The sequence below is a fragment of the Microcystis sp. LE19-195.1E genome, from assembly GCF_027532095.1.
In the GTDB taxonomy this organism is placed as follows: Bacteria; Cyanobacteriota; Cyanobacteriia; order Cyanobacteriales; family Microcystaceae; genus Microcystis; species Microcystis aeruginosa.
The window spans coordinates 21,309-34,767 of record NZ_JAPZSZ010000231.1 but is presented as its reverse complement, the minus strand read 5'-3'; the positions used below and the strand labels follow the sequence as shown (position 1 = coordinate 34,767).

9 protein-coding genes and 1 tRNA gene are annotated in these 13,459 nt (G+C 42.5%); 6 read left to right on the top strand and 4 right to left on the bottom strand.

Features of this window, described 5'->3' with window-relative positions:
- Positions 1–279 precede the first annotated feature (279 nt).
- Both O9300_RS13005 and O9300_RS13000 read right to left on the bottom strand, forming a co-directional pair.
- Positions 280–4,242 (bottom strand): pentapeptide repeat-containing protein, encoded by a 3,963-nt coding sequence (locus O9300_RS13005; RefSeq protein WP_287972042.1) that lies wholly within the window; start codon positions 4,240–4,242, stop codon positions 280–282.
- A gap of 429 nt (positions 4,243–4,671) precedes the next feature.
- The gene (locus O9300_RS13000; RefSeq protein WP_002749972.1) at positions 4,672–4,962 is read right to left on the bottom strand and encodes a DUF2288 domain-containing protein; all 291 of its coding nucleotides are present in this window, start codon (positions 4,960–4,962) and stop codon (positions 4,672–4,674) included.
- Positions 4,963–5,097: 135 nt separating this feature from the next.
- Between O9300_RS13000 and O9300_RS12995 the strand changes: the two genes are divergently transcribed.
- The 6 genes from O9300_RS12995 to O9300_RS12970 all read left to right on the top strand — a co-directional run bounded on the left by O9300_RS12995 (position 5,098) and on the right by O9300_RS12970 (position 9,882).
- Positions 5,098–5,670: a TetR/AcrR family transcriptional regulator gene (locus O9300_RS12995; protein ID WP_287972041.1), complete on the top strand. Its 573-nt coding sequence runs from the start codon at positions 5,098–5,100 to the stop codon at positions 5,668–5,670.
- 31 nt (positions 5,671–5,701) lie between these two features.
- A complete protein-coding gene (locus tag O9300_RS12990) occupies positions 5,702–6,985 on the top strand; it encodes an ABC exporter membrane fusion protein (RefSeq protein WP_287972040.1) in 1,284 nt (427 codons plus the stop codon).
- 7 nt (positions 6,986–6,992) lie between these two features.
- The gene (gene devC / locus O9300_RS12985) at positions 6,993–8,165 is read left to right on the top strand and encodes an ABC transporter permease DevC (RefSeq protein ID WP_287972045.1); all 1,173 of its coding nucleotides are present in this window, start codon (positions 6,993–6,995) and stop codon (positions 8,163–8,165) included.
- Between the two features lie 18 nt (positions 8,166–8,183).
- Entirely contained in the window at positions 8,184–8,903 is a 720-nt protein-coding gene (locus tag O9300_RS12980; RefSeq protein WP_287972039.1) for a DevA family ABC transporter ATP-binding protein, read from the top strand.
- A 61-nt stretch (positions 8,904–8,964) separates the two neighbouring features.
- Positions 8,965–9,056 (top strand) — tRNA-Ser (locus tag O9300_RS12975).
- A 19-nt stretch (positions 9,057–9,075) separates the two neighbouring features.
- The gene (locus O9300_RS12970) at positions 9,076–9,882 is read left to right on the top strand and encodes a radical SAM protein (RefSeq protein WP_287972037.1); all 807 of its coding nucleotides are present in this window, start codon (positions 9,076–9,078) and stop codon (positions 9,880–9,882) included.
- Here O9300_RS12970 and mrdA read toward each other — a convergent pair.
- Positions 9,879–11,753, bottom strand: coding sequence for a penicillin-binding protein 2 (gene mrdA, locus O9300_RS12965; RefSeq protein ID WP_287972035.1), 1,875 nt, complete (start codon positions 11,751–11,753; stop codon positions 9,879–9,881). The genes O9300_RS12970 and mrdA overlap by 4 nt on opposite strands.
- 550 nt (positions 11,754–12,303) lie before the next feature.
- The gene (locus tag O9300_RS12960; RefSeq protein ID WP_287972033.1) at positions 12,304–13,413 is read right to left on the bottom strand and encodes an S-(hydroxymethyl)glutathione dehydrogenase/class III alcohol dehydrogenase; all 1,110 of its coding nucleotides are present in this window, start codon (positions 13,411–13,413) and stop codon (positions 12,304–12,306) included.
- Between the last annotated feature and the right edge of the window lie 46 nt (positions 13,414–13,459).

Here is a 13,459-nt window from a genome sequence, read left to right as displayed (position 1 = left end):
AACTCGACCGACCCAACTGCAACAAAAAGCGTTAGATTTATTGGGAGTTTCCCTAATTTGTACCCAGTAACGGGGGGCTGGAAATTCTCTTAATCCCTTCTACAGCACCGGTTATGGCCTTTTGTCAACGGGGAAGTCCAGCAATAATCAAATCGGCTTGATTTTGAGCTTCAGCAAAGCTATAATTATTATTTGTTTGGTTTGTAACTGTCTGATGACGCATATCGAATACTGACATAGTTTTGCTCCTTTGATATGATTTTCCGTTGTTGGTAAAAGTTAGCTATCTTCAAATGGAAATGAAGATATTAAAAACAACAATCCTATAGGCATTGTAATCCAACCTAGTAAAATCAAATTAGGCAATGTTACAAAAATTAAATATCCCACACCAATCCCAAAAGCAAAACTGCTAACAGTAAAAATAATAGAAATAAATAAATTTCTACCGTTCCGTCTTATCTTTCTAATTACTAAAGCTAAAGATAAAATAGGAAGCCAGAAAATATCTCCTAGTAGAGAGCCAGCCGATGAAAATGAAATAGAACCCGTACCACCAATATGTTCATGCTCGCCTCCAAAAAGTATACAAATTCTATAAATAATATATATTATATAAGTAGTAAATATTAAGCCAATAAAAGGAATTCTAAGTTTTTTTCTAAGTTTTGTTATATCTTTGTCAGAAAAACGAGAAAAAAGTGGAGATATTAATATAGAAAATATGAGCCATACTACAATAATTAATTTTAAAAATAAAAGAATATTTGAATTGACAAAAGGAACTATAAGAGGTATGTAGCAAGCAAAAGAAAATCCCATTAAAAATAAACCTAATAAGTTTGCCTTTTTAAAGAAATTGACTAAAAAACCAAGCCATATCGTACTAATATTTTCAATAAAAATGGTTTCATTAAAATTAGTATCAGCATTAATATTCCAATTTTTCTTATTTGTTCCTATTAATTTAGCACTAGAAAAGTCCGTACCGTTGGCGTTGGCATTAGCAAAGTTAGAATTTCGCAAAGTCGCTTTGTAGAATGTGGCATTGTTGAGGTCAGAACTAGAGAAATCGCAATTGATCAGCGTGGCTTCGATAAACTGAGTACGGGATAGGTTTGCTTTGTTCAAAAATGTTCCAGTTTTTAGTTCAAAGTCTCCAATTAACATCCATAACAAAAATAAACAAAATGGCGCAAGAATTAAGTGTAAACCAAGAATAAATCCAGAGCAAAAGGACATCAACAAGGTGTCATTAACAAACTCTTTGTTTAAGCTTTCAGAAAGTGAACGTAAAAATGTTATCAAAGAATGACTTACAAATAGACCTATAAGCAAACCTAAAATCATAATAGGTATACTTAAAATATATCCTCCAAAATCATAAGAAAATGTCAATACTTTCGACCCCAAAAATCCCTGAACGACACCTATCAAGACGGCCACAATGAAAGTTATTTCTTGAGTGCGGCTTCGTCCTGCCTTTGTACCTGAAAAATCTGCTCCTTCAAGATTGGCATTGGTGAAATCACAACCGCGAATATCGGCATTGCGAAAGTTTGCTCCTGCTAGGTTTTGATTATCTTTAAATGAGCGATTCCTTAGATCCTGATTGGAAAAGTCAAGGGGGTTGACATTAGATACAGTATCGGTTTCTCCATCCTGCACATTGATGGGATGTTGATTAGAGGAGTCAAGCAATGTAGTAATAAGCTCTTGACTCAAAATGGCATCATTGAAATTGGTATCCGCATCAATACTCCAATTTTGAATATTGATATTTTTGAACTTTGCTCTCGAAAAATCTGTTCCGTGAGCTTTAGCATTAGCGAGGTTAACATTTTGTAGTTTTGCGCGGTGGAATGTAGCATTGGTGAGGTCAGAATTAGAAAAGTCACAATTACTTAGTATGGATTGACTAAACTGAGCATCTAACAAGTTTGTTTTACTAAAGGATGTCCCCAATATCTTCTGAAGTTCTTTAAATCCCATCCACAATACTGCAAAAAAGAAACATGATACTAAACCCAGAAGTAAAGTGATAACTGCAAGAAGATTTCCAACAATAAGATTGCCTTTTGTAAATTCATTAAACGTAGTTATAGCAACAAAATTAAATCCGTCTATAGCCACAAACATAACCGCAGAAAAAAGTATTGCTGTGGAAGTCTCTGGAACTGTTGTAGATATAAACAAAAACGTAAAAGCTATCCCTAACGACAATCCCAACAAACCCACAACCGCCACTGCCAAATGAATTATCGATGCACTAGAACACTCAAAGGCAATTTTTGCTGCAAACGCTCCCTGAATCATAACTACTAAAGCAACTGCAATTAAAATAATTTTTTGACGGTGGCTTCGTCCTGATTTTACACCCGAAAAATCTGCTCCTTCAAGATTGGCATTGGTGAAATCACAACCTCTTATATCGGCATTGCGAAAGTTTGCTCCTGCTAGGTTTTGATTATCTTTAAATGAGCGATTCCTTAGATCCTGATTGGAGAAGTCAAGGGGGTTGACATTAGATACAGTATCGGTTTCTCCATCCTGCACATTGATAGGATGTTGATTAGAGGAGTCAAGCAATGTAGTAATAAGCTCTCGACTCAAAATGGCATCATTGAAATTGGTATCCGCATCAATACTCCAATTTTGAATATTGATATTTTTGAACTTTGCTCTCGAAAAATCCGTTCCGTGAGCTTTAGCATTAGCGAGGTTAACATTTTGTAGTTTTGCGCGGTGGAATGTAGCATTTGTGAGGTCAGAATTAGAAAAGTCACAATTACTTAGTATGGATTGACTAAACTGAGCATCTAACAAGTTTGTTTTACTAAAGGATGTCCCCAATATCTTCTGAAATTCTAAAATTATTCCATAGAAGATGAAATATAACACCAACGCAAGAAATAAGGCTATAACAGCAATAAAAATTCCCCAAAGAAAGCTTCCTTTTGTAAATTCATTAAACGTAGCTATTGACGCAAATGCGAACCCATCCATAGCCACATACATAACCGGAGAAAAAAGTAATACCGATAGCACATTATCAAATATTGGTGCTAACGAGAATATGAACAAAAATGTAAAAGTGATTCCCAATGAAAATATAAGAGAACCCACAACTGCACCAGCAAACTCAATTAAAGAAGCATTTACAAACTTAAACGCTACCGCACTAGCAAACACTCCCTGAATCAGAATCCCAAAGACAACTGCCATTAAAATAATTTCTTGAGTGCGGCTTCGTCCCGCCTTCACACCTGAAAAATTGGCTCCTTCAAGGTTGGCATTGGTGAAATCACAACCGCGAATATCGGCATTGCGAAAGTTTGCTCCTACTAAGTTTTGATCATCTTTAAATGAGTAATTCCGTAGATCTTGATTGGAGAAATCAAGCCATCCAGTCTTTGCTTTTCTACTCCAAATAACATCATCGAATTTTGTATTATCATTGATTCTACAATTCTGAATGTACGCTCCCTTAAAGATTGCACCTGAAAAATCTGTACCGTCAGCATTGATGTTAGTTAAAACAGAATTTCGTAAGTTTGCTTTGTAAAATTTAGCGTTACTGATATCAGAATTGGAAAAGTCACAACCAGTTAACGTGGATTGAATAAACTGAGCGTAGGAAAGATTTGCCTTGGTGAACGATGTTCCTGTTGCTCGTTGAAATGTACGAACTGCCAATACAATTCCAAACCATGTTAGCCAACTGCAAAATATGGCTAGACTAAAGTAAAAAATTCCTCCAAAAATATTCCCTTTTATAAATTCTCCAAATCCCATCTTTCCTAAAATTATAATTACTCCCACAAACACAGCAACTATGGATTGACCCATTGGCAAATCCTTATGGTGTGTTTTTGTAATCAGGCGAAATAATAAATACAAAAAACACAATAAAACCCCACTCCCAAACGCAACACATCCTGCAAATAAACCGTTAAATGTGGTTACATTCGCAAAAATTTTTTCAAATATAAATGTAGCCAAAACCCCAAAGGCGAAGATAGCGACTGCAATAGAAATAAGTGTTTCTGTAATCACACACGAAATCAGAATAACCTGTTGCCTGAGACTTTTACCTGTCCTTACACCTGAAAAATCGGCTCCTTCGAGGTTGGCATTGGTGAAATCACAACCGCGAATATCGGCATTGCGAAAGTTTGCTCCTGCAAGGTTTTCTCCTGCAAACGAGCGGTTGCTTAGACTTTGATTGGAGAAATTAGTCATAATCGTCGAAATAATGACTGGTATGGTACAAAACAACGCTAGTGTTTATCAACTATTTCACGGCACAGGGATCTTCATAGCAATGTTTGGGGATTTTTGTCAATTGTTTTTGATCTAGAGCGAACTAATCAATTATCTCTTGCCAGATAAGGATTTAGTCGATTTATGCCCCCCTATCGAACCAGACCAAGTAACGAAGATCCTTTTTTCTTTCATTTCTTGACACAACTTCTCTATTTTACCATAGCAGGACTTATTTACGTCTCAAATTGAATTGCTATACATCATAAGGGACTTGCGTAGGAATAATATCCCAGCCAGAAAATCGCTCTCTAGAAGAACCAGACCAGCCAGATGGTACATTATCAAAGCGCAAGTCCCTAACTACTCTAGAAGAGCCAAGTTTTTCAACAATTCCTATTTTTTCATCTAAACTACGGCCTGAATTAACACAAAAGGTTGCACGATTAGTGTATTAAAAAGGTTATCGGGATGGGAATTCCAATCGCTTAATTGCTCCTGTGTCGGTTTTTCCAGTAGTTTTTCCCCGATCCAATTCTGCACTTGAGCAACCTGATCACCAGCGATCGCTTCTGCCACTTCGATTAAATTGAGGGAATCGGAAACTAGGATCAGCGCATCCCTTTGAGCATGGGGGATCAAGTCACTCCACTCCACTTCGGCTAATTCCTCTAATAACTGCTCGTGAATATTACCCATACTGTCAATCCTTGCGAAAAAGCTCGCTCAATAACGAATTAGCTCCTCTTTCTAGCATACAGGCAAAGGGACAGCCGATTTCCCCATTTATAGTAATGTTAAGCTAAAATATAACGAACGTTCGATATTAAACTTATGCCTAAGATAGTAGATGTAGAACAATACCGAAAAGAACTCCTCTTAAAAAGTGCCGAACTCTTTGCCGAGAAAGGCTATGCTGACATGACGACGAGAGAATTAGCGCAAGGATTGGGAGTGTCCACGGGAACGCTGTACCACTACTTTCCCAGTAAAGCGGCACTTTTCGAGCAATTAGTCGAGGAGATGTGCCGGCAGGATGTTTTATTAGCTAAAGCCGAGATTGATCGAGGAAAAACCCTGATAGAAAAGCTAAAAATTCTCGGAAAATTTATGACCAATCGCGAGGATTCCTGCATCAAACAATTATTCTTATGGATTGATTATTCTCAATACCAAGGACGAGAAGAACTCAGTCGTAGTCAACTTTTTGAGTGCGTTGATCGCCGCTATCATCAGGCAGTAATCGAGATTTTAGGTATTAGCGATCCGAGTGTAGCTTGGTTAGTTGTCAGCGTTATTAATGGACTGATATTAGAGCGCCTGTGGTGCAATGAACAGATTGCGATCAATGAACAAATGGAATTATTAGGTAAAATTCTTACTACTTATTTGCAGAAAAACTGTTAACCCCCAACAATCACTTATTAACTCAAAAAATATGAAAGGTAAAACTTTTGTGAAACCAAATCAAAAGTTAATGATCGGGTTAATAGTATTAGGCACAGGATTATTAGGAATAACCACCTTTTATAGTCTTTCCCAATTCGCCAGCAAACCCGAAACCAAAACCCCTGTAATTCCGTCACCCGTACCGCAAAAAATCACCGCTTTAGGCAGAATTGAACCGAGGACAGAAATTATCAGCATATCTGCCCCGATGTTGCTTGATTCCGATCGAGTCAAGCAATTATTAGTCGATGAAGGAGATAGCGTCAAAAAAGGACAAATAATCGCCATTCTCGAAAGTCAGGAAAGATTAGAGGATAACCTGCGACAGGCACAAGAACAGGTGAAAGTAGCCGCATCCAAGGTAGAACAGGTTAAAGCTGGGGCAAAAGTCGGCGAAATCGATGCTAATGCCGCTAACGTGCGAAAAATCGAGGCACAATGGGTAGGGGATCAAGCAAACCAACGGACAACTATCCAAAGATTAACAGCGCAATTAGAAGGGGATATAGCCGCCCAAAAAGCGACAATTGGCAAATTAGAAGCAGAATATCGCAATGCCAAAGCTGAATTTGATCGCTACGAAAAACTCTATCAAGAAGGGGCAATTTCCGCCTCTAGTTTTGATAGTAAAAGACTGAATTTAGAAACCAGTAATCAACAACTAACAGAAGCAAAAGTTACCCTAGAGAGAATTGAAAGCACCGGTAAACAACAGATACAAGAAGCCAAGACTACCCTAGCCCGGATTGAATCCACCGGTCAACAGCAGATCAAAGAGGCCAGATCCACTTTAAATCAAGTCTCGGAAGTGCGGGGAGTCGATGTGCAGGCAGCCCAAGCGGAGGTAAATGCTGCCCTAGTTGCCGTTAAAAAGGCCCAAACCGAGTTAAATCAGGCTTATATTCGATCGCCAATTACCGGCAAAGTGATTAAAGTCAATACCCGTATCGGGGAACAAATCAGCGATCAAGGAATTGTTGACCTCGCTGAAACCGAGCGCATGGAAGTAATTGCCGAAATCTATCAAAGCGATATCGGGAAAATTCGCAAGGGACAAACTGCCACGATTACCGGATCGGCGTTTAAGGGCGAAGTTAGCGGAAAAGTGCGCTTAATTGCTTTAAAAGTTGACCAACAAAATATCTTCAGCAATCAACCGGGAGAAAACTTCGATCGCAAAGTGATCTCTGTCCGCATTGCCTTAGATCGCGAAAACAGTGAAAAAGTGGCAGGTTTAACCAATTCCCAAGTAACTGTAACTATCAATGAGTAGGTTTTCCATGAAACTAACCCATCTATTCAAAAAAACGCCCCTATCTTGGTTACAGGTGACGCGAGAGAAAACCCGTTTGATCGTGGCTATTGCCGGGATTGCCTTTGCTGACTTCCTAATTTTCACGCAGTTGGGGTTTCGGGATGCCTTATTTGATTCTTCCGTTAAACCCCATTATGTCCTCGATGCGGATTTAGTCCTGATTAATCCCCAATTCGATACCCTCTTTGCGGTGAAAAGTTTTTCACGCGATCGCTTGTACCAAGCTCAAAGAGTCGAGGGCATTCAATCTTTAGCCTCAGTTTATATTGCTTCGGCCCAGTGGCGCAATCCCGAAACTGCCCTAGAAAGAACTACTTTAGTCTTTGGTTTTGATCCCAGTCAACGGGTTTTTACTCTCCCAGAAGTCAATCAAAAATCCAGTGATCTAAAGATGTTAAATCGCGTCTTGTACGATCAAGCAGGAAGACCAGAATTCGGTCCAATTGCCGATTTACTCCAGAAAAACCCCGATTTGACAGTTCAGTTAAATAGAAAAGAGGTACAGGTAGCGGGAATTTTTACCCTTGGTGCCTCCTTTGCTGCCGATAGTAACGTCATTAGCAGTGATTCTACCTTTTTAAGGCTCTTTCCCGAACGCCAACCCCACGAAATCGATATAGGACTGGTGAAACTGCAACCGGGGGCAAATATCGAGGCAGTTAAGGTCAATTTACAGGCACTTTTCCCGAAAAATGAAGTAATAGTCCTTACTTTAAAAGAATTTGCTGAAAGGGAAAAAACCTATTGGGCTAATAGTACAGCGATTGGTTTTATCTTTGGTTTAGGTACAGTAGTCGGTTTTATCGTCGGTATCGTCATTGTCTATCAGATTCTCTATTCCGATGTCACCGATCACTTACCCGAATACGCTACCCTAAAAGCTATGGGTTACGGTGATTGGTATTTAGTCGGGGTTTTGATGCAAGAGGCTTTATTACTAGCGGTTTTGGGGTATATACCCGGGTTTATCGTCTCTCTCGGTGTTTATAATCTCGCTTCCTCCGCTACACTTTTACCCATAGTGATGACTACCGCTAGGGCGATCGAAGTTTTAATCCTGACAATTATTATGTGTATTGCCTCTGGAATTGTCGCTATGGGCAAATTAAGGACAGCAGATCCAGCCGATATTTTTTAAGCTATCAAGGGTGAAATAATGCAGATTTTTCAAAAAGAGCGAGAATTAGTCGATTTTAGCCCTAATGAACCCGTAATTGCCATTAAAGGCTTAAATCACTATTTTGGCACGGGGGAATTAAGAAAACAGGTTTTATACGATATCGATCTGGAAATTAAAGCGGGGGAAGTAGTGATTATGACTGGTCCTTCGGGATCGGGGAAAACTACTTTATTGAGTTTAATGGGAGGTTTGCGATCGGCACAAGCGGGCAGTTTAAAAATTCTCGGCCAAGAAATGTTAGGAATTAGTAAGGGCAAAATGCTGAAAATTCGCCGACAAATTGGCTATATTTTTCAAGCACATAATTTACTAAAATTCCTCACAGCGAAACAAAACGTTAGGATGTCTTTGGAACTGCACGAGGAGTTTTTAGAACAAGATCTCGATCAAAAAGCGGCGGCAATTCTGGAGTCAGTCGGTTTAGGCAACCGCGTTGATTACTATCCCCACGATCTATCGGGGGGACAAAAACAACGGGTTGCGATCGCTCGCGCCCTCGTCAGTCATCCCAAATTAGTCCTCGCTGATGAACCGACCGCGGCCTTAGATAAACAATCTGGGCGCGATGTGGTGGAAATCATGCAGAAATTGGCAAAAGAACAAGGTTGCACGATTTTACTTGTCACCCACGATAACCGGATTCTCGACATCGCCGATCGCATTGTCAATATGGAGGATGGTCGTTTAGGCGATTAACTGCCCAAAAATTACTTGCCAAAAATCAGACCTTTATGTTAGACTAAAATAATGTCATCTTGGAGAGGTGGCAGAGTGGTCGAATGCGGCAGATTGCTAATCTGTTGTACGAATCGTAAGACCGTACCGAGGGTTCGAATCCCTCCCTCTCCGTCTTCTTTCGGTATTTTCGATGACTGCTCCCCAGGATTATTTCTGCTCCGTATATGGTCCGGTTGCCTCTTGGCGTTTCGGCAGTTCCCTGGGCATTGATCCGATTGGTTTAGTTTCCACCTGTTCCTTTAACTGTGCCTACTGTCAGTTAGGAGAAATTGAGCAAAAAACCGAGCAACGAAGAATTTTTATCACCAGCGAACAAATTAGCAGGGATTTAAGTGCTTTTGCCCCCTGGGAAGTGGATATAGTCACTCTCAGTGGTAGCGGGGAACCCACCCTCGCCCTCAATTTAGGGGAAATACTGGCCACCGTCAAGGAAATGACCAGGCGGCCGGTGGCGGTCTTAACCAATAGTACCCTCTTGGGAGATGCCCAAGTGCGTCAAGACTTGAGCAAAGCTGATATCGTCGCCGCTAAAATCGATGCTGTTTCCGAGGCCCAATGGCGACGGGTTAACCGTCCAGTCCCCGGCCTGGATTGGCAGGGTCTTTGGTCGGGATTAAGACAATTTCGCCAAGAATGGTCGGGAAAACTAGCAATTCAAACCATGCTACTGGCCTCTTGGTCGCCCCAAGATCAAGACCAGTATATCGATTTGATGCAACAGCTACAACCGGATGAAATTCAACTTAACACCCCGACCCGTCCCCGGGCCAGACAAAGACAATTAGAAACCCGCGGTAATAATCCCCTCACCGCTGCCGACGGAATGCAAATTCTCAAACCCGTAAACGCTGAAATATTGGCAATTTGGGCGGAAAAAATCGCCACGGCGACGGGAATTACCGTGCGCTGTGTGCCGCTTACCGCCACAGGTCTCTAAGGCTTCGGCCGGGGTTTTTCTTCTTTGGGTTTGACATTAAAATAAGCCTCCATTACCTGACGTACCATAGGTGCGGCCACTTTACCACCACCACCGCCGGAATGTTCCGCAAAGGCGACCACGACAATTTCGGGCTTGTCGAAGGGTGCAAAAGCTCCAAACCAAGCGTGGGACTGCCCCGGGGGTGCTTCTGCCGTGCCGCTTTTGCCCGCTACGGGCGGTAAAGCGGGGTCTGATAGGGCCCGACCCGTTCCTTCCGCTACCACGGCTCTCAGGGACTTTCTCAGGGTGTCTAGGGTGCTAGGTTTCATGTTCAAAGATTTTCGCCATTCCTTAACATCCCGGGCATCCTGTAAAAGGTGCGGTTTCACCAAAAAACCGCCGTTAGCGGGGACGGCAAACATCACAGCTACCTGTAGGGGAGTCGCTAGGGTAAATCCTTGACCGATCGACATATTAATCGTATCCCCTACGGACCAATCCCAGTTTTTAAAATTACGCAGCTTCCAATCGCGATCGGCAATTAACCCCGGAGTTTCTTCCGCTAATTCTATCCCGGTTTTCTGACCGAAACCGTAGCGCCGAGCCATGGCAATTAAAGCCGGCCCCCCCACTCCGCGACCAATTTGACCATGAAAAGTGTTACTACTCATGGCCATGGCCCGGACAAAACCGATCGGACCAAAACCGGCGTGATTCCATTCCCCAAAAGCTGTCCCCCCCACATAAAGGGCAGCAAAGGTATTTAAGACCGTATTGGGGGGAAATTTCCCCGATTCCATGCCGGCAGTGGCAGTGACGACTTTAAAGGTGGAAGCGGGGGGGAATCCTTGGAGAGCGCGGTTAACAAACGGGTTGCCCTCCGCTTGTAGTTTTTTCCAAGTGGCGGTAGTAATTGGGGCCGAGAAAACATTGGGATCGAAACTAGGATAACTGACCATGGCCCGCACGGAACCATCCCGGGGATCGATCGCCACGATCGCACCTTTGCGTTTTCCTAAAGCGGCCTCGGCGGCTTTTTGGAGTTTTAAATCTAGTGTCAGGGTGACATCTTGCCCCGGTTTAGCAATTTTTTGGCCGAGAATTTGGATTACTTGTCCCGATCCGTTGACCTCTAACTGCATTCCTCCCCATTCTCCCCGCAATTTTGACTCGTAGGCGGCTTCCACACCCATTTTACCGAGGACATCTCCCAATCGGTAGCCCTGGGGTCTTTTGGCTTGATATTCCTCCGGGGTTAGTTCCCCCGTATAACCGAGAATATGCGCCCCGACTTTACCATTGGGATAGTAGCGCACTGATTCCACGTCCACTTCAATGCCGGTTAATTCGTCTTTGTATTCCTCTAGGGCGATAATTTGAGCCGGAGTTAAACCCCTAGCGATGCGGATCAGGGTGGAGGGGTTTTCGTCCGCTTCGTTAATGCGTTTTTCTAGGTCGCTTTTGGGAATGCCTAAAATACTGGCTAAACGGTCAAGATTGAGTTTTTGAGCGGGATTACGCTGGGATTTGGGCCAAATATAGGCCGCATGGGTTAAACGGGCCGTAGCCAAAACTTTGCCATTGCGATCAAATAAGTTGCCCCGGACTGGGGGTTTGGGAAGAATGCGAATCCGGTTATTTTCTGCCCTTTCTCGGTTAATTTGTCCTTGCTGCAGTTGTAAATAGGCCAAGCGCGAGCCGACTCCTCCTAGCAGGACAAGGCTAATTAAGCCCATAATTAGCCATGACTGACGCTGACGACCGACTAGACGCTCTTTATCTTTGATTTTATTCTGTAATTTATTCGGCCCTGGCCGCGTCGGCGAGGTGAGCGTTTTTTTCCGTTTCAGTTTGACTTTGGTTTTTGAGAGGAGTCCGCTATTACGCATTTGCTTAAAGTTAAGTAGTCGTGCAAAATTATTTTCCTAGTCGAGACAGGAGACTCCGAGACAGGAGACAGGAGACGGGATAAAGCTATTAGGGATCGGATTTGAGTTTTCAGTTCACTGTTTCCTCACATCAGAAGTCTGACGGAGTAGTGGCTTAGATGTGTAATTAATTGTGCTTAGATACTTATAAAATTTAAAAGTTATTAGGGCGGTTATCAGCCATCAGTCATCAGTTATCAGATTTGAGTTCTAAGTGAGTAGTTTTAAATAGCACTTTCCTGATGTCTTTTCACTGGTCACTGGTTACTGCTTACTGAAAAGGACGCAATACTAGGTGATTTAGCTCCTCTCTTTACTAAAGTTCAGGGTATCTGCAATATATCTTAACAAAATAGGTGTAAATACTGGGAGTGGAAGGAACCACTCCAGACACAGAGGACACAAAGATTGATCGCTTCTATAGTAAGTTAAAGAGGGCCAGGAAACTGGCGCATACATATAGTTAAAAGTTTGTCAAGTATTTCTTAACCCAATTTAACATTATCCCTGTTCAAAATGTAATCACACTGCGGATAGAATCCCCTTGGCGCATCAGGTCAAAAGCCTCGTTAATTCTTGCCAGAGGTAGAACGTGGGTGATTAAATCATCAATGTTAATCTTGCCCTCCATGTACCAATCGACTATTTTTGGTACATCTGTACGACCTCTCGCCCCACCAAAAGCCGTACCTTTCCAGACGCGTCCGGTGACTAATTGAAAAGGACGGGTACTAATTTCTTGGCCGGCCCCGGCTACACCGATAATAGTGGCAACACCCCAACCCTTATGGCAACATTCCAAAGCTTGACGCATAATCTGGACATTGCCGATACACTCAAAACTATAATCGGCCCCACCTTTAGTTAAATCCACCAGATAGGCCACTAAATCCCCCTCGATTTCTTGGGGATTAACAAAATGAGTCATCCCGAATTTGGTCGCTAAAGCTTGTTTCTGGGGATTGATATCGACCCCGACAATCATATCGGCCCCCACCAAACGGGCCCCTTGAATAACATTTAAACCGATACCTCCCAGACCAAAAACCACCACTTTTGCCCCCGGTTCCACTTTAGCGGTATTAATCACCGCACCGATACCTGTAGTGACTCCGCAGCCGATATAACAGACTTTTTCAAAGGGAGCATCGGGGCGAATCTTAGCTAGGGAAATCTCCGGCAGCACGGTATAGTTAGCAAAAGTCGAGGTTCCCATGTAGTGATAAAGAGGCTGACCATCGAGGGAAAAACGACTGGTTCCATCTGGCATTACTCCCCGACCTTGGGTAAGACGAATCGCTTGACAGAGATTGGTTTTAAAGCTGAGACAGTATTCGCACTGACGACATTCGGGAATGTATAGGGGAATAACATGATCCCCCACTTTTAGGCTAGTGACACCTTCTCCCACTTCTACCACGATTCCGGCCCCCTCATGGCCTAAAATTGAGGGAAATAAGCCTTCAGGATCGGACCCAGAGAGAGTATAGGCATCGGTGTGACAAACTCCCGTGGCTTTGATTTCTACTAACACTTCCCCCGCTTGCGGTGCTGCTAATTTTACCGTTTCAATAGTTAGGGGTTTTCCCGCTTCTAGGGCAACTGCCGCTCGAACATCCATAGGCTAAAAGCAATAGGTTTTTCCCAGTATAATAGCGTTAAACTGC

Bases quoted from the DNA above. Each gene is read 5' to 3' on its own strand.
- O9300_RS13005 (WP_287972042.1), bottom strand. From the start codon at position 4,242: ATGACTAATTTCTCCAATCAAAGTCTAAGCAACCGCTCGTTTGCAGGA.
- O9300_RS13000 (WP_002749972.1), bottom strand. From the start codon at position 4,962: ATGGGTAATATTCACGAGCAGTTATTAGAGGAATTAGCCGAAGTGGAG.
- O9300_RS12995 (WP_287972041.1), top strand. From the start codon at position 5,098: ATGCCTAAGATAGTAGATGTAGAACAATACCGAAAAGAACTCCTCTTA.
- O9300_RS12990 (WP_287972040.1), top strand. From the start codon at position 5,702: ATGAAAGGTAAAACTTTTGTGAAACCAAATCAAAAGTTAATGATCGGG.
- devC (WP_287972045.1), top strand. From the start codon at position 6,993: ATGAAACTAACCCATCTATTCAAAAAAACGCCCCTATCTTGGTTACAG.
- O9300_RS12980 (WP_287972039.1), top strand. From the start codon at position 8,184: ATGCAGATTTTTCAAAAAGAGCGAGAATTAGTCGATTTTAGCCCTAAT.
- O9300_RS12970 (WP_287972037.1), top strand. From the start codon at position 9,076: ATGACTGCTCCCCAGGATTATTTCTGCTCCGTATATGGTCCGGTTGCC.
- mrdA (WP_287972035.1), bottom strand. From the start codon at position 11,753: ATGCGTAATAGCGGACTCCTCTCAAAAACCAAAGTCAAACTGAAACGG.
- O9300_RS12960 (WP_287972033.1), bottom strand. From the start codon at position 13,413: ATGGATGTTCGAGCGGCAGTTGCCCTAGAAGCGGGAAAACCCCTAACT.